Raw genomic sequence first — 24,780 nt, forward strand, 5'->3', positions numbered from 1 at the left:
CGACCAGGTTCCGCTTCAGGCTGACCAGACGGTTCATCCCCGTACAGTCAGGAGCAGCCGTGTCCGCACTACCGGCCAAGACCACCATTTCCGAGATCACCGATCTCATCACCTTCGACACCACGAGCCGGGACACGAACCTCCCGCTCATCGACCACGTCGTCGAGCGCCTCAAGGCCGCGGGCATCGAATCTCAGCTGGTGCCCAACGCCGAAGGCACCAAGGCGAACCTGCTGGCCACGCTGCCGGCCGCCGACGGTTCCACCAGCGGAGGCATCGTCCTGTCCGGGCACACCGATGTCGTACCGGTCGACGGTCAGGACTGGTCGAGCGATCCCTTCACCCCGCAGGTCAGGGACGGCAAGCTCTACGCGCGCGGCAGCGCGGACATGAAATCCTTCATCGGCGTCATCCTCGCCAAACTGCCCGAGCTGGCAGCCGCAAAGCTCAAGGAGCCCATCCACCTCGCCTTCTCCTATGACGAAGAGGTCGGCTGTGTGGGCGCGATCGACCTTGTGGACAAGATCGCCGAGGCGGGCCTGGCCCCTCGCGGCTGCATCGTCGGTGAGCCCTCGAGCATGCGGGTCGTGCGCGGACACAAGTCGATGAACGTCTTCCGCGTCGACTTCCACGGCGTCGCGGCCCATTCCTCGCTGACCCCGGAAGGTGTGAACTCGATTGCCTACGCCGCCGAGTTCGTCACCTTCGTCCATGCGGTCGCCGCCGAATTCCGCACCGAAGGACCTTTCGATGAGAACTACGTCGTGCCCTTCACCACGGTGACGGCGAATACGATCAGCGGCGGCATCGCCGTCAACACGATCCCCGCCAAGGCGAGCGTGCAGTTCGAATTCCGATCCCTGGGATCCGTCAACCGTGAAGCCCTGGTCGAACGATTCCGCGCCGAGGCGGCCCGCCTCGAACGCATGATGCGCGCGGAGAACGACAGCGCCCGAGTCGACTTCACCGTTGAGGCAGCCGCCCCCGGCTGCGAAACTCCGGCTGAGGCCGACATCGTCTCTCTCGCTGGTCAGTGGGGTGGAGAGGTCAGCGACGACAAGGTCACCTACGGCACCGAAGCGGGACTGTTCTCCAATGCGGGCATCCCCACTGTCGTCTGCGGCCCCGGGGACATTGCCCAGGCACACGCGCCCGATGAGTTCATCGAACTCGAACAGATCGCCGCCTGCGAAGCGTTCATCGGCAATCTCATCACCGACCTCAGCGCAGAGGCCGACGCCAGCGCAGCAGGAAAGCAGACACCATGAGCACCTCCACCGCGAATCCGCGGCAAGATCCTGTGCTCGAGGCGACTCCGGAACGTCTCCTTGCCGCACGCAAGGCCGTCATCTCCAGCTCGATCGGGGCGGCCCTCGAATGGTTCGACATCATCGTCTTCGCGTCGTTCGCCGTCGTGATCTCGGAGATCTTCTACCCTGAGGGTGATCCGGTATTCTCCCTCATCCTCACATTCGCCACGTTCGCGATCTCCTACCTGGTCCGGCCCATCGGTGGTCTGGTCCTGGGCCGGTTCGCCGATCGGCGCGGACGCAAGCCAGCGCTGACCCTGACACTGTTCCTCATGATGCTCGGTACGCTGCTCATGGCGATTGCCCCGACCTATTCGCAGATCGGGGTCTGGGGCGCTCTCATCATCCTCGCGTCCCGACTCCTGCAGGGATTCTCCGCCGGCGGCGAGTTCGGCACGGCGACGACCTTCCTCGTGGAGACCGCTCCGCACCGGAAGATGTACTACGCCTCCTGGCAGATCGCCAGCCAGGGCGCGTCGATGGCATTGGCCTCGGCCTTCGGATTCGCCCTCAATACCTATCTCTCCGATGAGGCGCTCCATTCGTGGGGGTGGAGGGTGCCGTTCGTCATCGGTCTCCTCGTGGGACCCGTCGGACTCTACATCCGCTCCAAGCTCGACGAGACCGAGGAGTTCACGTCGAGGCCTCCGGCGAAATCGCCCCTGCGCACGCTCTTCGCCAACCACTGGGGTCGCATCCTCGCAGCCTCCGCGTCGGTCGGTGTCGCCACGATCTCCGTGTACATGATCCTCTTCATGCCGACCTTCGCAATGTCCAACCTGGGCATCTCACCGACGGCGGCCTACCTCGGCGGCATTCTGGCCGGTCTGATCTGCCTGATCGGATCACCACTGGTGGGTCGCCTTGCCGATCGCGTCGGTCCCGCGCGAATCATGACCTATGCCGCGATCGCGGCCCTGGTGCTCGCGTGGCCGCTGTTCCAGCTCATCGTCACCCAGCGCAGCGTGCCCGCGTTCATCTTCGTCATCGCCGTGCTCGGTGTGATCATGGCGTTCTACTTCGCGCCGCTGCCGGGCATGCTCTCCGTGCTGTTCCCCGCCGAGATCAGGGGCACCGGGCTGTCCACGGCTTACAACATCGGTGTGACGCTCCTCGGTGGCATCGCTCCCTTGGTGCTCACGTGGCTGCTCGATATCACCGGTTCGCTGAACTCGCCGAGCGTCTACTACATGGGAGTCGCCGTGCTCTCCCTCATCGGCCTGTTCTTCGTCCGCAGGCACTACGGACAACGCTGATCCAGATGGCAGGGCGCGGCTGACTCCGGCGATCGGGCACAGTCTCATCGACACCGACCCCACGTCGCGCTCCACTCGTCGAGAGCATACAAAAACGTCGAGGGGACACTCTGTAAAGTGTCCCCTCGACGTTAAGCTCTGCTTTCGACTACGAGTCGAACTGACCACCGGCCAGTCACGCTCGATGCGGAAGCATCAGGCCTTACCGATGACCTCGAACTTGGCGTTCGCGGTGATCTCGTCGTTGACGCGCACGGTAGCGGTGTAGCTGCCGGAGGTCTTGACGTGAGCAGGCAGCGCAACCTGACGACGATCGAAATCGTGTCCGGTTGCGGTGTGCAGCGCCTCGGCCACAAGTGCCGGGGTCACGGCGCCGAAGAGGCGGCCGTTCTTGCCGGACTTGAGCTCGATGCGAGCGCTGGAGGATTCCAGCTGAGCCTTGACCTTGACTGCTTCATCGTGGTCGGCGATCTGCTTGGCCTGGCGGGTCTTGCGGAGAGCAAGGACATGCTTCTCTGCACCGGCGGACCATGCGGATGCCCAGCCACGGGGCAGCAGCAGGTTACGTGCGTATCCGGCGCGAACCTCGACGATGTCGCCGGCGGCTCCCAGACCATCAACTTCCTGGTTAAGAATTACTTTACGGTTTGGCATGTTCTTTCCCTCCGATCAGCGAGCAGTGCTCGAGTAGGGCAGAAGTGCCATCTCGCGGGCGTTCTTAACGGCCTTCGCGATGACGCGCTGTTCCTGCACGGTCACGCCGGTGACGCGACGGGCACGGATCTTGCCGCGGTCGGAAATGAACTTACGGAGCGTAGCGGTGTCCTTGTAGTGGATCTTCGCCGCTTCGCCCTTTTTGAGCGGATTAGCCTTCTTCTTGATAGGCTTCCGGATCTCTGGCTTGGCCATGAGTATCTCCTGATTTACGAAATGTCTTGAACGTGTTTAGAACGGTGGCTCATCGGCGCCCGGGTTGCCCCAGCCGCCGTTGCCGCCCTGTGGACTCGATGATGCCCACGGGTCGTTTGCCGGTGCGTTGTTCCCCTGGCCGTAACCGCCCTGGCGCTGACCACCCTGCTGCGAGCCACCCTGTTGTGGGTTGCCCTGCTGCGGGTTGTTGCCCCAGCCCGACGACTGCTGCTGACCGAAGTCTCCCTGCTGGGAGCCTCCGCCCTGCTGCGCTCCGCCGAAGTTACCGCCACCGGAGAATCCGCCGCCGCTGCGTTCGTTCTTCGTCACCTGAGCGGTGGCGCGTCGCAGGCTGGGGCCGACTTCGTCGACATCCAGTTCCATGACGGTGCGCTTTTCGCCCTCTTTGGTTTCGAAGGACCGCGACTTGAGGCGGCCCTGAACGACGACCCGAGTACCACGCTGCAAGGATTCGGCTACGTTTTCGCCCATCTCACGCCACACCGAGCAGCGAAGGAACAGGGTTTCCCCATCCTTGAACTCGTTGGACTGACGGTCGAACATACGCGGCGTCGAAGCCACGGTGAAGTTTGCGACCGCAGCACCGTTAGGTGTGAAGCGCAGTTCGGGATCACTTGTCAGGTTCCCGACGACCGTGATGACTGTTTCGCCTGCCATTGACTGCTCCTTGAAACGAGGTGCTTGACGCTATTACTTGGCGTCCGGGCGGAGGATCTTGGTGCGCAGGACGGACTCGTTGAGTCCGAGCTGGCGATCGAGTTCCTTGGTCGTTGCAGGCTCTGCGTGGAAATCAACCACGACGTAGAAGCCTTCGGACTTCTTCTGGATGTCGTAGGCGAAGCGCCTGCGTCCCCAGATGTCCACGTTGTCGACGGTTCCGTTTTCAGCCGGGACAACCTTCATCAGTTTGTCCACGGTGTCAGCCAACGTCCGCTCTTCGGTTTCGTTGTCAAGAATGAGCATGAGCTCGTAATGACGCATCTGTCACCCACCTCCTCTGGTCTTTGCGGCCATGGTCGTTCCATGGCAGGAGGGCATATGCATATCCGTTCCGGCCCCCACGATGGTCGTGAAATGGGAACAGACCTACACAGTCTAGTGGACGCCTACCTGTGGTGTCATGTCGGATTTCCGTGCCCTTGGACACGGATCGTGGGGTGGTCGTCTTCGACTCGCCGAGGCAGTTCTGCCCTGAGCAGTCGACCGCGGATCCGTCGCCGGTACAGATTCTCACCCGCGCAGATGACGACGACGACGAGGGCGACCAGTCGCAGGAGAGTCAGGAGTGCGACGAAGGTCGGTTCGAGGCCCTTGTCAGCTTCGTATCCGGTGACGTCGCCGAGGTGGATGGCAATGGCGAAGGCCGCTTCCGCCAGTGCCCAGATGATGAGCACCCACCAGCGACGGACTGTGAGCGCGAGGAACGGCAGGATCCAGAGGCTGTCCCAGGGCATGATCCCCGGCGCCAGCAGCAGGCAGCCACCGATGAGGAGGCAGGTGGCCACGGCTGGGTCGAGTCCTGCTCTGCGCACCATGTACAGCGCGATGGTGACCGCGACGATGACACCCGCGCTGGCGATGATCCACACCGGCGCCCACACCTCGGCGGTTCCCAAACGTGCCATGACCAGGATCGAGGCGAATGATCCGCCGTCGACGGCGTCGCCCATCCAATGCGTGATCCGTCCGACGGCACTGCCGTCGAGGAGCAGGATGAGCGCCGAGGTGATCGTCAGCGCGGCCAGCATCATCCGCGGATCCCGGGGACGCAGCCTCCCGGCCGGGCGCGGTCCAGCCAGGGTAAGTGCGAGCACAACCAGCAGCGCGAGCGGGTTGATGAATGCGGCTATGCCGAGGAGGACCCCGGACAGCCACGGTCGAGGGGCCACCGGCGACGATCCGACGAAGATGACCATGGCCCAGACGCTCAGCGCCAAGGCCACCGGGTCGAGGGTCGAGCCCAAGGTGAAGAGGATGACCGGGGAGGCGAAGGCCGCGACCAGCCAAGCTCGCTGCCTGGCGAGGACCAGAAGTGCGACGCCGAGAGCGGCGAAGGCGATCGCGTTGACGATGAGAACGAACGTCATGAAGACGGAGACATCGTCAGTCACGAGCTTCATCAGTTGGACGAAGCGGGCGTCGATCACCGACAGTCCGGCCATCCCTCCGTGGGAGCGGCCCAGGGCCTCCTCAGGATTGGTCTGGCCGAGGAATGCCGTGGACAGAGGTCCGGAGCACATCCTCGCCGAGGCGGACGGCTGTTCGTAGCCCGAACTCAGGCAGGGGCCCTGCAGGGCGAGTGCGAGAAAGGTCGTCAGGCCGAGGATTCCGGCGAAGATGTAGGCCTGGCCACGCCGAAACTGTGCGCCCGCTGAAGCAAGATGAATGCCGTCCGGACCGCCGAGCAGAGGCTCGGCGATCCGGGTGCTGGACTGAGAAGGCATGGCTAGAGGTTACCGGCCCGCGGTGACACTCGCCATCGATGCGCGTGTCACAGGCCGAGACTCAGCCACCGGGCGAGACGACTCCCACGGGATCACCGTCGCCGTTTTCGCCACCGCCGGTGTCGGAACCGCTACCGTCTTCTCCACCGCCGGTGTCGGAACCATTACCATTGTCGGAGCCGCCGGTGTCCGAACCATTACCGTTGTCACTACCACCGGTATCGCCGGTATCGCCATTCTTCGATCCGCCGTCACCATCCTTAGACGAGCCATTATCCTCACGGCCGTCTTTCGAGTCTTTGGAGTCCTTACCGTCGTCCTTGGAATCGTCCTTGCCGTCGGCGTCCTTGTCCTTATCCTTGCCCTTGTCTTCGTCGTCCTTCGGCTTCTCGCTCGGCTCGTCGACTGGAGCCTTCTCGTCGGACCCGTCGCCGCCATCGCTGCCGCTCGGAGCCTCCGGCTCCGGTGCCTTGGGTTCGGGTTTCGGAGCCGCCGGTGCGTTGGTGTTCTTAGGCTTCGGCTTGTCCGGCAGTTCTCCACGCTCGGGGAACTGTTCGACCTTGGTTCCCTGGAGCGCGTCCTGCATGTACTCAGTCCACACTTGAACAGGGAAAGATCCGCCCGTGACCTCACCGCGGCCGCCGTAGGAGCCGATCGACATCTGCTTGCCGTCGACCTCACGGTAGAGGACCACTGATGTCGCAAGATTCGGGGTGTAGCCCGAGAACCAGGCCGCCGTGTTGTTGTTCGTCGTACCGGTCTTGCCCGCTGCTGGTCGTCCCAGCTGCTGGGCATAGCTGCCCGAGCCGCCGTTGATGACCTGCTGCAGAGCGAAAGAGGTCTCAGCTCCCACCGCCTTGTCGAAGACGCGCTTGCCCTTGGTCTCGCCCTTGTAGACTTCCGTGTCGTCGGCCCCCTGGGTGACCTTCTCGATCGAGTGCGTGTCATGGTGGACACCGTTGGCTGCGAAGGTCGCGTAAGCCGAGGCCATGTCGATCGGCTTCACGCTGGGCGTTCCCAATACGTTCGAGGGGTTCGGGGTGAGTCCGATGGAGCATCCGCCCGTGTCACCGGACTCCATCTCCTTGTCCGTGCAGTTGCCGCTCAGGCCCGCTCGCTGTGCCACGTCGACAGTCTTGTCCGGACCGACCTGGACATTGAGCGCGGCATAGGCCGTGTTGATCGAGGACTGAGTGGCCTTGAGCAGAGTCACGGGACCGTAGCTCGTATTGCCGAAGTTCGACAGCTCCCACGGAGTGCCGTCGTTGTTCAGGGTCGTCGGACTCGTACCCGGGTAGGTATCGGTGAGTCGCACACCGTTCTCGAGCCCAGCCACCAAGGCGAAGGGCTTGAAGGTCGAACCAGCCTGTACATGGCTCTGCGTCGAAGCGTTGAAAGCCTGATCGAGGTAGTTCTTACCGCCATAGAAGGCCTCAATTCCACCGTTGTCCGGATCGATCGAGACCAAGCCCGTCTGCAGACCCTCCGGCTGATCGGACGGCAGGTTCTTGATGGCCTTCTCGGCCTGCTTCATGCGGTCCTCGTCGAAGGTGGTCGTGATGTTATAGCCACCACGGTCGAGCTGTGCCTCGGTGATGTCGAGCTTGCGCAGGGCCTCACGGCGGACGAAGTCCCACATGTACCCCTTCTGGCCGGACAGTGAAGATTCTTTGTTCTGCTTCTCCACCTTCGGCATCTCGATCTTGGCTGCCTGCTCCTCGGTGATGAAGCCCTCATCCACCATCGACTTCACGACGTAGTCGAAACGATCCTGGTAGACCTCGGGGTTGTCCGAGGGATCGGCGGCTCCTGGGCGCTGGATCATCGCTGCCAGCAATGCCGACTCGCTGACGTCGAGGTCCTTTGCCGACTTATCGAAGTAGTTCTGGCTGGCAACCTCGATGCCGTAAGACCGGCGTCCGAGGTAGATGGTGTTGAGGTAGTTGGCAAGGATGTCGTCCTTGCTCTGCTGCTGATCGATCTTCAGCGAGATGAACATCTCCTTGACCTTACGATCGAAGGAGTGCTCGTTCGTGAGGTAGAAGTTCTTCACGTACTGCTGCGTGATGGTGGATCCACCACCGGCGTACTGATTGGTCGCCACACCGACGACTGCGCGGGAGAGTCCCTTGATGGAGATTCCGCGATTCTCGTAGAACGAGGTATCTTCTGCAGCGACCGCTGCCTTCTGCATCGGCTCGGAGATCTCATCGATTCTGATCGACTTCCGGTCTTCGACCTTGTACTGCCCGATGGGCGTCTTGCCATCGTTGTAGTAGATGGTCGAGGTCTGACCTGTGGCCTCTTGATTGGGTTCGGGGACGTCTGTGGTCGCATATCCGATCGAGAACAGCACGCAGAGGAGAATGACGATGCTGAGTCCGCCGACGACGAGCAGCCGGATGCTGGGCAGAAAACGCGTCCATCCGTGCACGCCTGAGCGCGGATAGTTGAGAATATTCTTCGTCTTCTTGCCTCTGGTTTTGGCTTGTCTTTGTCCCTTAGCCACCCAAGGTCCTCCAGGTCAGTTTGCCTGCCGCATTGCGTGGCGACGAGGTTCGATAAGGTCACACTTGAGCTTCAGTTTGGCACGCCTTCTTTGGAACAGAGTGAAAATCCCCTGAATCCAGCGCCAAGTCACCCCAGTTGTTACTTGTTAGCACATATGAGTAGAGTCGTATGTCCACTCTCACCAGGGATTTTACCGTTGCACCTGGGTATCGACCACACCAAGTGGCGAATTGCTCACATTTAGCCATATTTTCAACTATCAGCCGCCTGTCGGCCCAACTTTGTGCACAGAACTGTGCACTCCAGACCCGAACTGCTCATTGAGAGTAGGCCGCCGACGAATACTCTCCGAGCGGAATCGCCCTCGTTCAACGCTGAGTCAGATTCTCGCGCCAAGGCAACAGCGAAAACCTGACTCAGCGTTGAACGAGAGGGATGCGCCCTCGGGTCTCGCCGTGAGCGACGTGCCCTCGGCAATCGCCGAGAGCGGTCAGCCCCTGAGGTCGAAGTCCGTGTCTGCGTACTCCTTGCCTTCGACAGCCGGCTCACCGCTGAACGGATGCAGCTGGTCCTCACGGGCACGAAGTTCGACACGGCGGATCTTGCCGGAGATGGTCTTCGGCAGCTCGGAGAACTCGAGCCGGCGGATGCGCTTATAAGGGGCCAGGTGCTCACGGCAGTAGGCAAGGATCTCCCGAGCGGTGTCCGCGTTGGGCTCGAAACCACCCGCCACGACGACATAGGCCTTGGGAACAGCGAGACGGACAGGATCCGGCGAGGGGACCACAGCCGCCTCGGCGACGGCCTCGTGCTCGATGAGCACGCTCTCAAGCTCGAACGGCGAGAGTCGATAGTCACTGGCCTTGAACACGTCGTCGGCGCGCCCGACATAGGTGATGTAGCCGTTCTCGTCGCGTTCGGCCACGTCACCGGTGTGATAGACGCCGCCTTCGAAGGCTTCAGCGGTCTTCTCCTCATTGGACCAATATCCGCTGGTCAGTCCCAAGGGGCGCGGGTCGAGGCGAAGGCAGATCTCGCCCTCATTGCCCTCTTCACCGGTCGCGGGATCGATGAGGACCACATCATAGCCGGGGAGCACCTTGCCCATGGAGCCGTATTTGAGCTCCTGATCAGGCGAGTTGCCGACCTGCAGGGTGGTCTCCGTCTGACCGTAGCCGTCGCGGATGAGCACATCCCATTCCTGCTTGACCCGGTCGATGACCTCCGGATTGAGGGGCTCGCCGGCACCCAGGGCGATCTTCGGCGGAGTCTTGAGATGGCTGAGGTCTGCCTGGATGAGCATGCGCCACACCGTCGGAGGAGCGCAGAAGCTGGTCACGCCGACCCGGTCCATGGTCTCCATCAGGGCATTCGCGTCGAAGCGCGAGTAGTTGTAGAGGAAGACACAGGATTCGGCGATCCAGGGAGTGAAGATATTCGACCAGGCGTGCTTGGCCCAGCCGGGCGAGGCGACATTGAGGTGGACGTCGCCGGGCCTCAGCCCCATCCAATACATCGTGGACAGGTGGCCGACGGGGTAGGACACGTGAGAATGGGCGACCATCTTCGCCTTCGAGGTCGTGCCTGAGGTGAAGTAGAGGAGGAGCAGGTCATCGGCGCGGGAGGTGCCCTGCGGGTCGAAACTGACGTCTTCCTCGTCGGCGTCGACGTAGCTGTAGTCCTGCTGGCGCTTCGCATCGTCACCGACGACGATGCGCACCACCTCGGCCTCGACATCGTCAAACTTCGCAGCATCAGCAGGTCCGGCGATGACGAACTCGGCCTTGCCGCGATCGACACGATCATTGAGGTCGATGGGACCCAACTGGGTGGTTGTCGGCAGAAGGACCGCACCGAGCTTGATGCCTGCGAGCATGGTCTCCCACAGCTCGACCTGATTGTTGAGCATGATCATGACGTGGTCGCCGCGCTTCACACCTGACCGGCGGAGGAAGTTGGCCACCTGATTCGAGCGACGGGAGAGCTCCGCGTAGCTCCACTTGCCCTCCGAGCCGTCCTGCTCGACGATCCACAGTGCTGGGCTGTCGTTGCCCTCGGCAACCTTGTCGAACCAGTCGATGCCGAAGTTGAAGTGATCGAACCGCGGCCATTCGAAGCCGTCACCGGCCGCCGCGGCATCGCTGCGCAACTCGATCAGCTTGTCTCGGGCTGCACGGAACTCATCGGTCACAGTCATCAGGATCTCCTCACATCGTCGCCTGCGCCACACCATGTGACTGCAAGCACAAACATACGCGAATTACGAAGTTATCAGTTGGTGTGAGGCCGACAACAGGCGGGGGTGAAGACTAGGACTGCTCGCCGGGCTCAACGTCGCCGGGCCCAGCTTCTCCGGGATCAATCTCCGCAGCCCCGTTCTCGGCCCACCACTGACGCAGAACCTCTTCGGCACGCTCAGGTCCCAGCGGGCCGTGCTCCATCCGCTCCTCGAGAAGGTGCTTGTAGGCCTTGCCCACCAGCGGCGAGGGTGTGATGTCGAGGATGGCCATGATCTGCCGACCGTCGAGGTCGGGGCGGATCGCGGCGAGCTCCTCCTGTTCGCTGAGCTTCTCGATCCGGTGCTCCAGGTCGTCGTAGGCGAATGCGAGCCGATCAGCCTTCTTCTTGTTCCGCGTGGTCACGTCTGCGCGGGTGAGGATGTGCAGGCGCGAGAGCAGCGGGCCGGCGTCGGTGACATAGCGGCGCACCGCAGAATCGGTCCACCCGGCGTCACCGTAGCCGTAGAAGCGCAGATGCAGTTCGACCAGACGGCCGACGGCCTTGGTCGTGTCCTTGTCGAAGCGCAGCGACTTCATCCTCTTCGCGGTCAGCTTCGCACCGACGGCATCATGGTGATAGAAGGTGACAGCCCCACCGGGCAGGAATCTGCGCGTCGCAGGTTTGCCCACATCGTGCATCAGCGCCGCGAAGCGGACGGTGAAATCGGGCACGACGAGGTGGTTGGGGTCATCAGAGCTCAACCCGGCCTCGCGCTGTTTGGCCGCATACTGCTCTTCGAGCTCCACAGCCTGGCGCAGCACGGTCAGCGAGTGCTGATAGACGTCCTTGTGGCGGTGGTGTTCATCGGTCTCCAGTCGCAGACCTGCGACTTCGGGTAGGACGTGATCGGCGACATCGGTGCGCACCAGCAGATCGATGCCCGCGGCCGGGTCGATGCCGGTCATCAGCTTGAACAGCTCCACCTGGATGCGTTCGGCGGAGATGATCGCAATCCGATCGGCCATGTCCCGCATCGCCGCTTCCACCTCGGCGACGGGATTGAGACCCAGCTGAGCGGTGAAACGGGCAGCGCGCATCATGCGCAGCGGATCATCGGAGAACGAATCCGCGGCCGTGCCCGGGGTGCGGATGACACCCTCGACGAGGTCGGTGAAGCCTTCGAACGGGTCGACGAAGGTCATTGTGGGCAGGCGAATCGCCATCGCACCGATTGTGAAATCGCGTCGGACCAGGTCAGCGTCGAGATCTGTGCCGAACTTCACCGTAGGTTTGCGCGAATCCGGGTCGTAGGCCTCGGCGCGGTAGGTCGTGATCTCGATCTGCACACCGGACTTGATCGCGCCGATGGTGCCGAATTCCCGCCCGATGTCCCAATGTGTGTCGACCCAGTCGGAGATGAGGGAGAGGATGTCGTCGGGGCGCGCATCTGTGGTGAAGTCGAGATCGGGCATCGGACGGCCCAGCAGTGCATCGCGAACGGAACCGCCGACGAGCGCGAGTTCGAATCCGGCCGCGGCGAAGCGCTTGCCCAGGGGCCCGAGGATGTTCTCGAGCTCATCGAGCTTGTCGTACAGACGGGCGTGCGCGGTCTTCGGGTCCACCGAGCTCCTTCGTGTTCTACCGTGTTCGTTCCAATCGGAGACGACTCATCTACAGCCGAGTCCAGCCTACCGGGAGCGCGCCCCACGACACTTCCAAGAATCGCCTACTAAGGTAGGAGAATGACCACACCGATGCCCAAGCCGGGACCCAGAGCGTCTCGTCGCACCACGGTAGAGGAGATATCCGCCGGGGGCATCGTCGTCGACTTCACACGCCCGGAACTGACCGTGGCCGTGATCGCCCGGATCAACCGGGCAGGACGGATCGAATGGTGCCTTCCCAAGGGTCACCTCGAAGGACTTGAGACCCCCGCCGAGGCGGCTCGCCGTGAGGTGGAAGAGGAGACAGGCATCCTCGGGCAGATAGTCTGCCCCCTGGGCACCGTCGACTACTGGTTCACAGTGACCGGAATCCGCATCCATAAACTCGTCCACCACTTCCTGTTGCGTGCACGGTCTGGGACGTTGACCGTGGATAATGATCCTGACCAGGAAGCGATCGACGCTGCGTGGATTCCGTTCAACGATCTGCGCTCCCGGCTCTCATTCGCCAATGAGCGTCGCATCGTTGCCGCCGCCCGTCCGATGGTCGCCCGATTGGAGCAGTGAAACCCATCAGCCATATGCGTTTCCTCCTCGCCCTGCTGAGCACAGTCCTTCTGCTCGCAGGGTCAGTTTTCGTCATCCCGCTCATGGGGTCGAGCCCCGCAGCCGCCGCCGGTTCGACCGCCGCCGATGGCACCTCAGCGGACGGGGGCTCGGGCGGGGGCAAGTCAGGGGGCTCCGAAGTCGCGATCACCCTCGACGAGGTGACGCCCTGGGTCGATGCAAAGGGCACACTCAAGGTGCGCGGCACGATCACGAACCCCACGGATGAGGCGATCTCCGATCCTGATCTGGATCTGGCGATGTCGATGCAGAAGCTCGATTCCGGGCGCAAGATCGAGAACTGGAAGACCGACCAATCTCAGAACCGCAGCATCGCCGATCTCGAGAACAACGGTCCCGATGCCCGCAAGAAGGCCGAGGAGGGCTCAAACGGAGATTCCGACCCGATGACTGCGGTGGACACCACGTTCGAGGATGAGATCGCGGCCGGGTCCTCCGCAGAATTCACGATCTCCGTCCCCGCAGATGATCTCGGGCTGCAGAAGTCCTCTCCGGTCTCGAACTGGGGCCCGCGTGGACTGAGCGTGCAGCTCGGCGATGCCACCGGGAGACTCGCCTCCGAAGTCGGCTTCTCCACCTGGTACCCGAGCCCGAAGTTCGACAAGACCAAGATCAGCATGCTCGCCCCGGTGACGATTCCGGCTCATACCTCTGACGGCATCATCGCCCCCGACGACCTCGACAAAGCGATCGGCAAGGACGGCTCTCTGACGTCGATCATGAACGTTCTCGAGACTCCCGGAGTGGGAATCGCCCTCGACCCCCGGATCATCGCCTCCTTCGAGTCGGCTGTGGCCGAACCATCAGAGGAAGACGGATCAGATCCCGAGGAGTCTGAAGAATCCTCGCCACAGGGCACGGAAACGGCATCCACGGGACCCGATGCCCAGGACACCGACCCCGACGCGAATTCCAATGACGAGGGCGGTGCCGATGGGCTCAGCGCCGACGAGGCGGAGGCCGAGGAAAAGCAGCGCAAGCGCCTCGACACCTGGTACCAGGACTTCCTTGCCGAAGCGCAGTCACACACCGTCATCGCTCTGCCCTATGGCGACCCCGACCAGGCGTCGCTGGTGGACAGTGATCTGGAGAGTCTGGGCAAGTTCGCGCAGAAACAGAGGCAGATGGTCAAGGATGTCCTGCCGAAGGCCAAGACCGACATCGCCTGGCCAGTCGCCGGCTCCGCACAGCGCGATCAGCTCGCTGACTTCGCCAAGGCCGGTGATCAGACCGTGATCCTCAGCAACAATCAGCAGCCATCGCTGGCAGGGGTCCACGACAACGCCCACTCCAAGACTCGCATCACCGCCGATGCACAGTCCTCGATCGACACTCTGATCACCGATACGGCTCTGGCGCAGCAGAGCGCCAAGATCATCGGTTCCGATCATCCCGCTTCGGGCATCTCAGAACTGGTCGCGACAACCGCCGCGATCCAGGCGGAGTCCCCCTACCGGACACGACACCTGCTCTTGCCCATGCCGCGTACGGCCGCCTCGGCGAACTGGGAGGGTACGGTCAAGTCCGTCGCGGACGCTCCCTGGGTGGATCCGTCCGGCATCGATGATCTCCTCGACACCGACCCCGTGCCCCGCGGGCTGCTGCAGTCAGGAGCGGATCCGAAGGCGATCGGATCCAAGGCAGTCCACAGCCTCGCAGAGACCCGGGCGACCCAGAAGAAGTTCAACAGTGTGTTCTCTGACCCGGCAAGTGCGAATACACGGCTGGACCGTGAGCTGCTCAGCTGTACCTCGGTCGCGTGGACCCTGGAGGGCAGCGCGAAAAGCTGCGCCGACGATGCCCAGGCTTCGAGTGAGAAGGTGAGGAACAGCCTCTACCTTGAGAAGGGCTCCTCGGTGCTGCTGGTCACCGGTGAGGAGACGACCATCCCGGTGACGATCGTCAACGATTCGCCCGCCGAGGCGACCATGAGCATCCGGATGAAGCCGACGACCCCCCAGCTGCGGGCCGAGCCCACCGAGACAGTCGTCGTGCCCTCCCAGGAGACCATGCGCGTTGACGTTCCCGTCGAAGGCCTGGCCAACGCAGACGTCCCGACGACGATCGAGATGGTCGCCACCGATGACGTCGTCCTGCCGAAGAACGAGACACTGCTCGTCAGGGTGCGCGCCGACTGGGAGAACATCGGTACGGCCGTAGTCGGATTGGCACTGGCCGCCGTGTTCGTGATCGGCTTGATCAAGACGATCTCCCGCGGACGCAGGAAGATCCCCGAACAGCAGCTGGCCGATGCGATGGCCCGCGCGCAGAACGACGAATCGGAAACGAGGTAGAGCGTGTCCAGTTTCTCAGCGCTGGCCAAGTCCTCGGCCATTATGACCGCAGGCACACTGACTTCGCGTGTGCTGGGCCTGGTCAAGGCTTCACTGCTCGCGACGGCAATTGGAATCACTGCCGTCCAGGCGGACGCCTTCGATGTCGCCAACAAGGTCCCCAACACCCTGTACATGCTGCTGGCCGGCGGCGTGGTCAACGCCGTCCTCGTCCCGCAGCTGGTTCGGGCGTCGAAGCGCAAGGACGGAGGCGAGGACTACACGAATCGTCTGCTGACTCTGGCATTCATGATCCTTGCGGTCGTCAGCATCATCGCGACCCTCGGGGCTCCGGTCCTCGTCTGGCTCTACTCCTCCGGTTGGGGGCCGGATCAGATGGCTCTGGCCACGGCATTCGCATTCTGGTGCCTGCCGCAGCTCTTCTTCTACGGTCTCTACACGCTCTTGGGCCAGGTGCTCAACGCGAAATCATCTTTCGGTCCATATATGTGGGCACCTGTGCTCAACAATGTCGTCGCCATAGTGGGACTCCTCGTCTTCGTCCTTGTCTTCGGCACGAACAATGCTTCCCCTCATCATCTGAGCACCTGGACTCCGGACAAGATCGCCCTCATCGGAGGATCAGCCACGCTGGGTGTCGCCGCTCAGGCTCTCATCCTGATCTGGCCGCTCAAACGCATCGGCTTCAAGTACAAGCCGACGTTCGGGTTCCGTGGGGTCGGCCTCGGCACCGCTGGCAAGGTGGCATTCTGGACCTTCTCCGCGATGCTCATCGGCCAGATCGGATTCCTGATCATTTCCCGCGTCGCCGCGGGTGCCTCGGTTCCGGGAGAGGGCAATGCCTCGAACGCCGCCTACACAAACGGCTACCTGGTGTTCATGCTCCCGCACTCGCTCATCGCAGTGTCGCTGGCCACGGCGCTCTTCACCTCGCTGAGCAGGGATGCCGCGAACAACGACACCAAAGCTGTTGTCGGTGACTTCTCCATGGGCATACGCATGGTCGGATTTGTGAATTCGTTCGCTGTCGCTGCTCTCATCGTCCTCGCGTCGCCTGTGGCGATGATCATCGCCGGCGATGGCCGCGAACAGGCTATGGCCGTGGGGCTCGTGATCATCACGATGGTCTTCGGCCTCATCCCCTTCAGCGCCAACTACCTGGCACAGAGGGTCTTCTACGCCTATGAGGACGCGAAGACACCGTTCCTCATCCAGCTCCCGCAGGTGATCTTCCAGTCCTTAGCGGTGCTCTCTGCATCGATCTTCCCGAAATCGGTCACGGTCGCCATCATCGGACTGACGATGAGTCTGGGCTACCTGTTCGCCATGATCCTCTCGTTCGCGCTCCTGTCGAAGCGCCTGGGCGGGATTGATCTCCGCACAATCCTCGGCGCCCATGTGAAGTTCTTCGTAGCAGCATTGCTTGCCGGATTGTCCGGTTATGGGCTGCTCTTCTTCTTCCCGGACTTCGCATTGTCCGGCAGGTGGCAGGCATTCGTCTCTGCCGCGGGCGTCGGCACGGTCATGCTTGTCATCTTCCTGGGAGCATCTTATTTGCTGAAAGTCAGAGAGTTGCATTCGATTATTGGCGTGGTTGCTGGAAAACTAAGAAGATAGCCTGCGCATTGAAGCCCCTCTGGAGGTGGTCACCCTGATCGATATCGCACCCGGCATGGTCGTTGCCGGTCGTTACGTCGTATCAACGGTCGACCGTCGGTGGCTCGAGGACAATCCACAGGCGGGCGCCGTGTGCACGGCGCTCGACGCCATTCTCGATGAACCCGTCCTCATCCACGTCGCCGATGCCGATGGATCCACGGATGTTCTCGAAGCAGCGCGACGGGTCTCCATCCTCGGCGATCATCGCATTGCCCCGACGTTGGACGTCGGTCATTCGAACGGACTCGACTATGTCGTGTCCAAGCGCATTGCCGTCACCTCACTCAGCGAGATCCTGCCCAAGTCACCGCTTCCCATCGATGCCGCCCGTGCTCTCATCGGCGAGATCGGAACAGTTCTCGTCACGGCCGCCAGACGCGGCCTGTTCCATATGTTCCTGCGTCCGAACACGGTGGGCATCACGACCAAGGGCACCGTTCTGGTCTCCGGCATCGGCATCGATGCCGCTCTGGCCCTGGGCACGGGAGTCATCCGCCCCGAGGACTACACACCGACGAAGGCATCTCGAGAGGATGCCCTGGGCCTCATCCGGCTTTTCTATGCCGCCATCACCGGCTATTGGCCCACCGACGAGCCATTCAACGGCATACCTGCAGCAGGGCGCGAGAATTCCCGTATTGCGAGGGCCAAGAGCCTCAATCCCGATATCTCCGATGAACTCGATGACTTCGTCAGCGGCATCCTCACCGGGACCGATCCAGGCCCTGGCTCCGTAGCCGAAGTATTGGGCTACCTGGACGAGTGGGATGCCGAGCTCCTGCGCTACGTCAACCGTGCTCCGGTACTCGACAACGACAGTGTCTTCAACCAGTCGCCGCGCAGCTTCGACGAGGCGACGAGCCTACCCGCACCACGATCGACGTCGATGGGTACGTCCACTGCGAACACAGCCAGCGACGACCAGGTCAAAGCGGCTCTGGTTCGCATCGGCATCACCCGTCCGGGAACTCGCGGACTGGCTGTGGGAGTCGTCGGCAAGACTACGGGGCAGTATGCCGACCGTATGCAGATGCGTGAGGCCTCGAGCTTCCCGATCGGCAAGGATCAGCTCGACAACGCCGCCCAGGACTGGGAAGAGTGGGAGCCTGAACAGACGTATTCGGAGTACTCCGCATACGCCGACCATGAATATGACGAGAATCTGACGTCTCCGATCATGAATCGTGACGCCCAGGATTCGGACCCCGACACCCAGGCCCTCGACATCGTGTCCGAGGACGGAGTTGACGAGACCGAGGACGATAACGATACCCGTGTCATCATGGATGATGAGGATGACGGGTCGTGGTTCCTCGGCGGCATGTTCGAGACTCATGAGCAGCAGCGCGAGCATCAGCTGCGCGAGTACGAACGCGAACGACGCATCGCCAGGGCCAAAGAAGACGAAGCACGCCGGCGCATCGCCGCGCTTGAGGCAGCCTCGACATCCAAACGAGAAGAGGCGAACGCCGCAAAGCCACCCAAACAGGTGCGCAGGCTTTCGCCCACTGCTGTCGATGAGTCACCAGCCGATTCGTCTCGTTCAACTGCGCCCGTTGCCGCAGTCTCGCCCGAGCAGAAGTCGGACGACAATTCTGGAGCCTTATCAGCCGGAGTTGCCGGCATCGCAGGGGCGGCCGGTGCCGCGGGTGCAGCCGGCGTCGGGGCAGCTGGAGCAGTGGGTGCAACTGGAGCCTCCAAATCCGCTGACTCCGGGGGCAAGAAGAAGACTTCAACCAAATCCAAGTCGGCTGCCGCTGGAGCAACGACAGGTGGTACGGGTTCCGGGGCATCCGGCGCTGCGGCGGCTGGCGGTTCAGCTGCCGGTCCGGCGGCAGGCGGTGGATCTGCCGACAATGGCGGCAACCCGGACGATGACCCGTCGAGTACGCGAAAACCGTTCGCCTGGTTGGTCCTTGCGCTGGTCGTCATCGCAGCCATCGTGATCTCGATTGCGGTCTTCAACTTCACGTCAGGCGACGACGAGCCGGAAACGGCAGCCGAAACCTCGGCTCCGGCCAAGCCTGAGGACAGCAAGGACAAGAAGACAGAGGAGCCCAAAGCAGATCCGCCGAAGATCGATACGGTCAAGGCCTTGGACCCCGAAGGCGACAACGAGGAGAACGACGACAAGGCCGAAGACGTTGTCCCCAATACGGACGGTTCATGGCGGACCGACCGCTACAATTCGGCATCGTTCGGCAACCTGAAGTCCGGCGTTGGACTGCACTTCGAACTTGAAGACAAGACGACGGTGAAGGAAGTCAAGGTCAAGTCCTCGAACTCGGGTGGGTCCTTCGAGATTCGCAATGGTTCCGATCCTGAAGATGCAAAGAAGGTCGGCGAGGGCAAATTCGACTCTGACGGCGTCACCATCAAACTTGATGATGACGTTGAGACGGACAACCTGATTCTCTGGGTGACCGAGCTTCCCCAGGACGAAGGCGGCTTCCGTGCCATCATCAACACCGTCGACTTCAAATAAGAGCCCGATCCAGGCATACGGTCCTCGGTAACCCGAGCAGACATCAGCCTGCGAGATCGACACTGGGCCTGGGAGATGCGGCGTACATCGCTTGAAGCCAGATGCGGAATAGTCGCAACCGCCGTACCGTTACACGTACGATAGTCAATCCGTGCCGCCATCGAGCGGGACACCGAGTACACAGCGAGCAGAAACAGGGAATTTTCACATGACTGATACACAATTGGTGATCATCGGGTCGGGGCCGGCCGGATACACCGCGGCCGTCTACGCGGCTCGTGCGAACCTTTCGCCCGTGGTCATTGCAGGTTCTGTGACAGCAGGTGGTGAGCTCATGAACACCACCGACGTTGAGAATTACCCCGGTTTCCCCGCCGGAGTACAAGGTCCAGAACTCATGGAGAGCATGCGCGAGCAGGCTGAGAAGTTCGGCGCCGAGGTGATCTACGATGATGTCGCAACCCTCAAGCTGGAGCCCGGTGCCCATCAGATCGAAACTGCGCTGGGAGCCAGGTACACGGCTCAGGCAGTCATCCTCGCCACCGGCTCGGCGTACCGCGAGCTCAACCTTCCCAATGAGAAGAAGCTCTCCGGCCATGGCGTCAGCTGGTGTGCCACCTGCGACGGCTTCTTCTTCCGAAACCAGCACATCGCTGTTGTCGGGGGCGGCGACTCGGCCCTCGAAGAGGCAACATTCCTCACTCGGTTCGCCTCCAAGGTGACTCTCATCCACCGTCGTCAAGAGCTTCGGGCTTCACAGGCGATGCAGGATCGGGCAGCCGCCGATGAGAAGCTCGAATACCTCCTCGACAGCGAAGTCACCGAGATCCACGGCGAAGACTCACTCTCTGGTCTCACAGTTCGCAACACTGTCTCCGGCGAAACGTCTGAGCTGCCGGTCACTGGCTTGTTCGTGGCAATCGGCTCCGATCCCCGCACCAGTCTCTTCGGCGATCAGCTCTCGCTGCGTTCCGATGGCTACCTCAACGTCGAAGGGCGAACCTCCAAGACCGCGATCGAAGGTGTCTTCGCTGCGGGCGACGTCATCGACTCCGTCTACAGGCAGGCCATTACGGCTGCGGGATCAGGTTGTTCGGCAGCCCTCGATGCCGAGCACTACCTGGCTGATCTCGATGCAGTGACAAAACAGGCCGAGGCCGTAGCAGCCGCCGAGGCTTCACAGGCGCCAGCGCCGATTGCGTCCTGACCAGACAGACATAAATCGGTTGACACCAACCGCCACGAAGCACACACTTCAACTGACCCGACGAAGGTCTGCGAACGGCGTTGGGGAATGAATCCTGCACAACGGCTGTTTCCGCTAGAGAACATTGTTAAGAGAAAGGTTGGTCATGTCGACAGAAGTCACTGACGCCACGTTCGAAGAGACCGTATTGAAGTCCGACAAGCCAGTGCTCGTCGATTTCTGGGCTCCATGGTGCGGCCCTTGCCGCATGGTCAGCCCGATCGTTGACCAGATCGCGGAAGAGAACACTGAGAAGCTCAACGTGGTCAAGGTCAACACCGACGAAAATCTCGAGACGGCGAGCAAGTACGGAATCACCTCGATTCCTGCGCTCTACGTCTTCAAGGATGGTGAAGTAGCAAAGACCATCATCGGTGCACGGCCCAAGCCGGCGCTTGAGGATGAGCTCTCCGACTTCATCTGATCATGTTCTAAGGCGCCTGTTGTACGATCAACAGGCGCCTTAGGTCTATCCAGATGGCAGACAGGAACACGTTCAGAACTTCGCACAGCAGATTGGCATCGCATTGACTCACAACCCACACCCGCCGTTTTCACGCGGGAACAGCTCTGAGGTGTTGCCCAACATCAAATCTCAGATGGCTCGTCTGGGGCTCAATGTCGGTCAAGCCGAATCTGTCGAGTTTGATCGGACCTTCGAGCTCGCCGTCCGGCAGTTCCAACAGGTGCGAGGGATTCTCTGTGACGGTGTGATGGGCACAGAGACCTTTTCAGAGCTCGAACGGGCTCGATATCAACTCGGAGACCGTGTCCTCCGTTATGACCCTGTGAGAGTCCTTACAGGCGACGATGTACTCAGACTGCAGCGAACCCTCGCCGGTCTTGGGTTCTACGCAGGCCGCATGGACGCGGAGTACTCAGCAGTCACTGACGCCGCCGTCAAAGAGCTGCAGATGAGTCTCGGCACCAAGGTCGACGGAGTAGCAGGACCACAGACACTGCGCGGGCTCGACGCAATTGACCGCAAACAGGACACCGGGAACCTCTTTGCTTTAGAAGAACGAGCACGAGTTGCAGCTTCTGGGACCTCGCTTGCCGGACGCACATTCGTCATCGAGGCCGCAACTACAGTTGTAGATTTCGAGACTCTTCCAATGACGGAAGCGCAGGCCGACACCGAACGACGTATCACCACCGATATAGCAACCCGACTTGCCGGACGACTGGAGGCTGTCGGTGCAGGAGCAATCGTTCTCAACGGTGACGCCGTCGAGGTCAACAAGGCAGACCAACTCGGTGCTTCTGCCGTCATCACGGTGACCGCGGACATCAATAAGTCCAAAGACGCTAACGGAATCGCGACCTTCTTCTTCGGACACGAGACTCATTCAGACATCAATTCCCCGACCGGCGCACGTCTGGCAGAACTCATTCAAAGCGAACTCGCTGCCCGAACAGGAATGAGAGACTGCAGAAGCCATGCTCGCACTTGGTCTTCTCTGAAACGGCTCCGCACTCCAAAGGTTCACGTAGTCGCTGGCTACCTCACTAATGCAGACGATCTCGATAACCTCGAAGATGCCAACGTACGAGATGCGATTGCTGACGGCATCGCTGCTGGCCTGCAAAGACTCTACGTCCGCGAGGACTCGGATCCTGAAACCGGGACTCTCAGCCTGGCGCAGATCAAAGCGTACAGTTAGAAACTCGATGCCTGACGTTTCACGTGAAACGCGAGCTCGATAGCCCTCAACCTGATTCGGTAGATGGCGCTGTGTCCGTCGCTTGCTTCGATCCGTTGCCTCGAACTCGGTCGCAGATTCCCATCCTCCCGGCCAGAAGGGTAATCGTTGATTCTCGGCCGCGACCTTGGGTTGCCAATCGCCGAAAATGTCATTGCGGAGTACCAAGTACATCTGTGCGGGTAAGAATGAGACAGTACATCGAAGCACTCATCTCTCGAGCCCAATCAATGCGGTTAAAGTCGATCTGACCAGCTCGATGACCTTGCCGAGGCTTGAGGACATCCTCAAGCCGCAACTATCCTCGTTTAGTGCATGTTGATCAGCACCGATGCTTCACCATATGTCTGCTTAGCAATCCATCTGGAGGCTAGCCCCCAGTAGACCTACGGAAGTGTCTACTGGGGGCACTACAGACTGCCGACCGTATGTGCACGGGGCACGTGTCGACCTTGATCATACACACCTGTCCCCGTACCGACTCACCCGAACGCTGTTTCACGTGGAACATGAATCGCACGGAGTACACAGGCCGAGAGACGGAGCTCAAGGGAGCGCAGCAATATTCACAACTCACCCCGATGTGGAGTCATAGCGGGCACAACACCGACGCCCACCAGCATATTGTGGGATACACCCCAGATAGCAGTCTGTTCTCTGCGTACATCTGGCCACCGATGTACGACTCACGATCGTCATATTCGGGCGCCGTTCCACATGAAACAGACGAGAAGCCATCCGTCCAAGAGTTCCCACCAACGCGACCGATAGGTGTTTCAGTCGTCCTCTATAGGATGTTGCGACACTGCCATAGACTACTCACTTGTCCACGCCGCAGCCACGAATGCCTCAGCGAGCTGCTTCAAACGGTGTATCGTCCCGACACACGTTACGAGATTACGTTGAGATCGACTTGCTCAGGTGCCCATCGCCCGTGTTTCATGTGAATCAGCACTTGCCAACTCATGCATCACAATGTGCCCATCAAGTCCCTTGTACTTGCACGCCGCGTACTAGGTTTTGCCTGCCCAAAGCCGGCCCGAAATGCGCGGGACCCCAAGGACGCGGCGATTGAAGGGATAGACGCGACATTATGAGCGAGCATGTCCGCGTGCAATACTGCGTGGCTCATATTCCGTGATTACGGCCATCAACCGTCTATTGAAGCGGATTGTTCCACGTGAAACTATCATCAGCTTCACCCCACGAGCGTCGTGCCGATGACCATGCCCAATCCAAGAAGACAAAAGTATTCGCTAGCGGTGATCAAACCACATCTTGTTCCACGTGAAACAAACATGCTCAAATGCAAGATGGACAAAGAGATAGCACGAAGACGGTGTTTAGCAATTCCACGGTCACCGTTCAATGGTTGGTGCCCCCCCCAGACTATTCAGCCGTCGATGCGCTTATTCAAGCAAACCTCGATCATGTTTCACGTGAAACACCGACCAAAATATGGGTCGCTTCATCGACAGGTCCGAAGCTTGCTAACCACGTGGCGTCAGACGATGGAACAACGGGCAACCACAAGCAGCCGAAAGGTATGTTGCGAGGTCATTGAGAACTATCCCCGTTTGTACAACGACCAGCATTGGAAAGCGGCGCTGAGCATCACCGATATGAGTACTGCTTCTGCTCTACGGTCACACAAGATCGAAGGGAGCTCGGCATTCGCTACGAGCACCACCTAGGTAATCGCGAAATAGATTGTGCCGGGGTTAGATTGAGAAGGCGGCCGTTTCACATGAAACATCCGCTTAAGCGAGATTTCGGAGGACAAACAGCACCGCAGAAGGAGCGCCCAAGCGCTCGACCCGGTATAAGATAATCAAACTAAGAAGGCCGTACTGCCTGCTAGCGAGCACGTTTCAAACTAATCACGGCCACCAAAATCGCAGCTCATACCGGAACACCACCGATGTCGGATCCACACCACCGATGCTGGGTCCATCGGGTCACGGCTCCTCAGTCCCGAATTTGCCAGCGACGAACGAGATATTCAATGACTCATATGAACCATGTTTCACGTGAAACGCTTGTTTCTCTCGCCCACCCTGTTCGATGTACTAACGCCGAATTGTCGACGATGGGTCCGAGCATTCAGCCATTGCGAACGAACCCCGGATACGGTCGCCAATCCTGTCCGCAAATACGTCACATGAGGCGAAGTACGTATACACCAAGCGGGACAGCCGGAGACGGTATCTGCGTTGCATTCGACACAATGCACACGTTAGCTGGCTCCTACCCAGGTAAGACAGGAGACAAACCGATACGTAGTTTCACGTGAAACCTACTCGGTGGATGCAATATTGGAAGTACGAAGCAACAGTAGCGGACGACGCCGCGGCAAAAGTGGTCCTCAGAGTTGATGGTATTCACGATGCGGGCATACTGCTCGACCGGAACCGCACACGAACGCAGTTCA

Annotated in this window: 17 protein-coding genes; 9 read left to right on the forward strand and 8 right to left on the reverse strand. The window is 60.9% G+C overall.

Annotation, left to right across the window (positions count from 1 at the left end; all coding sequences use genetic code 11):
- Nucleotides 1-59 precede the first annotated feature (59 nt).
- Complete coding sequence (gene argE, locus JFC13_RS15300; RefSeq protein ID WP_332839434.1) at nucleotides 60-1,268, forward strand: acetylornithine deacetylase; 1,209 nt, start codon at nucleotides 60-62, stop codon at nucleotides 1,266-1,268.
- Nucleotides 1,265-2,566, forward strand: a complete 1,302-nt coding sequence (locus JFC13_RS15305) for an MFS transporter (RefSeq protein ID WP_198397933.1) — start codon at nucleotides 1,265-1,267, stop codon at nucleotides 2,564-2,566. The genes argE and JFC13_RS15305 overlap by 4 nt, the downstream gene beginning before the upstream one ends.
- Before the next feature lie 195 nt (nucleotides 2,567-2,761).
- Here the strand turns inward: JFC13_RS15305 and rplI are convergent, their stop codons facing one another.
- The 8 genes from rplI to JFC13_RS15345 all read right to left on the reverse strand — a co-directional run bounded on the left by rplI (nucleotide 2,762) and on the right by JFC13_RS15345 (nucleotide 12,293).
- On the reverse strand, nucleotides 2,762-3,220 hold the full coding sequence (gene rplI / locus JFC13_RS15310) for a 50S ribosomal protein L9 (protein WP_198397934.1): 459 nt from the start codon (nucleotides 3,218-3,220) through the stop codon (nucleotides 2,762-2,764).
- A gap of 15 nt (nucleotides 3,221-3,235) precedes the next feature.
- Complete coding sequence (gene rpsR / locus JFC13_RS15315; RefSeq protein WP_009882767.1) at nucleotides 3,236-3,475, reverse strand: 30S ribosomal protein S18; 240 nt, start codon at nucleotides 3,473-3,475, stop codon at nucleotides 3,236-3,238.
- 36 nt (nucleotides 3,476-3,511) lie between these two features.
- A complete protein-coding gene (locus JFC13_RS15320) occupies nucleotides 3,512-4,153 on the reverse strand; it encodes a single-stranded DNA-binding protein (RefSeq protein WP_198397935.1) in 642 nt (213 codons plus the stop codon).
- A 33-nt stretch (nucleotides 4,154-4,186) separates the two neighbouring features.
- Nucleotides 4,187-4,477 carry a 30S ribosomal protein S6 gene (gene rpsF, locus JFC13_RS15325; protein WP_114384810.1) on the reverse strand — a complete coding sequence of 97 codons (291 nt, stop codon included), beginning with the start codon at nucleotides 4,475-4,477 and terminating at the stop codon, nucleotides 4,187-4,189.
- 137 nt (nucleotides 4,478-4,614) lie between these two features.
- Nucleotides 4,615-5,940, reverse strand: a complete 1,326-nt coding sequence (locus tag JFC13_RS15330; RefSeq protein ID WP_198397936.1) for a hypothetical protein — start codon at nucleotides 5,938-5,940, stop codon at nucleotides 4,615-4,617.
- Between the two features lie 61 nt (nucleotides 5,941-6,001).
- Complete coding sequence (locus tag JFC13_RS15335) at nucleotides 6,002-8,449, reverse strand: transglycosylase domain-containing protein (protein ID WP_332839435.1); 2,448 nt, start codon at nucleotides 8,447-8,449, stop codon at nucleotides 6,002-6,004.
- A 492-nt stretch (nucleotides 8,450-8,941) separates the two neighbouring features.
- Entirely contained in the window at nucleotides 8,942-10,648 is a 1,707-nt protein-coding gene (locus JFC13_RS15340; RefSeq protein WP_269770056.1) for an AMP-binding protein, read from the reverse strand.
- A 112-nt stretch (nucleotides 10,649-10,760) separates the two neighbouring features.
- Entirely contained in the window at nucleotides 10,761-12,293 is a 1,533-nt protein-coding gene (locus tag JFC13_RS15345) for a CCA tRNA nucleotidyltransferase (protein ID WP_198397937.1), read from the reverse strand.
- A gap of 120 nt (nucleotides 12,294-12,413) precedes the next feature.
- Here JFC13_RS15345 and JFC13_RS15350 point away from each other — a divergent pair, with 120 nt between their 5' ends.
- The 7 genes from JFC13_RS15350 (at nucleotide 12,414) to JFC13_RS15380 (ending at nucleotide 22,310) form a co-directional block, all read left to right on the forward strand.
- Nucleotides 12,414-12,902, forward strand: coding sequence for an NUDIX domain-containing protein (locus JFC13_RS15350; protein ID WP_232488668.1), 489 nt, complete (start codon nucleotides 12,414-12,416; stop codon nucleotides 12,900-12,902).
- Complete coding sequence (locus JFC13_RS15355) at nucleotides 12,899-15,256, forward strand: DUF6049 family protein (protein ID WP_198397938.1); 2,358 nt, start codon at nucleotides 12,899-12,901, stop codon at nucleotides 15,254-15,256. The genes JFC13_RS15350 and JFC13_RS15355 overlap by 4 nt, the downstream gene beginning before the upstream one ends.
- A gap of 3 nt (nucleotides 15,257-15,259) precedes the next feature.
- The gene (gene murJ / locus JFC13_RS15360) at nucleotides 15,260-16,873 is read left to right on the forward strand and encodes a murein biosynthesis integral membrane protein MurJ (RefSeq protein WP_198397939.1); all 1,614 of its coding nucleotides are present in this window, start codon (nucleotides 15,260-15,262) and stop codon (nucleotides 16,871-16,873) included.
- Between the two features lie 25 nt (nucleotides 16,874-16,898).
- Nucleotides 16,899-19,400 (forward strand): protein kinase family protein, encoded by a 2,502-nt coding sequence (locus JFC13_RS15365; protein WP_198397940.1) that lies wholly within the window; start codon nucleotides 16,899-16,901, stop codon nucleotides 19,398-19,400.
- 208 nt (nucleotides 19,401-19,608) lie between these two features.
- A complete protein-coding gene (gene trxB, locus JFC13_RS15370; RefSeq protein WP_198397941.1) occupies nucleotides 19,609-20,607 on the forward strand; it encodes a thioredoxin-disulfide reductase in 999 nt (332 codons plus the stop codon).
- 145 nt (nucleotides 20,608-20,752) lie between these two features.
- Nucleotides 20,753-21,070 carry a thioredoxin gene (gene trxA, locus JFC13_RS15375; RefSeq protein WP_009882752.1) on the forward strand — a complete coding sequence of 106 codons (318 nt, stop codon included), beginning with the start codon at nucleotides 20,753-20,755 and terminating at the stop codon, nucleotides 21,068-21,070.
- Between the two features lie 151 nt (nucleotides 21,071-21,221).
- On the forward strand, nucleotides 21,222-22,310 hold the full coding sequence (locus JFC13_RS15380; RefSeq protein ID WP_332839436.1) for a peptidoglycan-binding protein: 1,089 nt from the start codon (nucleotides 21,222-21,224) through the stop codon (nucleotides 22,308-22,310).
- Nucleotides 22,311-24,780: the final 2,470 nt, after the last annotated feature.

The sequence above is a fragment of the Brevibacterium antiquum genome, from assembly GCF_016107655.1.
In the GTDB taxonomy this organism is placed as follows: domain Bacteria; phylum Actinomycetota; class Actinomycetes; order Actinomycetales; family Brevibacteriaceae; genus Brevibacterium; species Brevibacterium antiquum.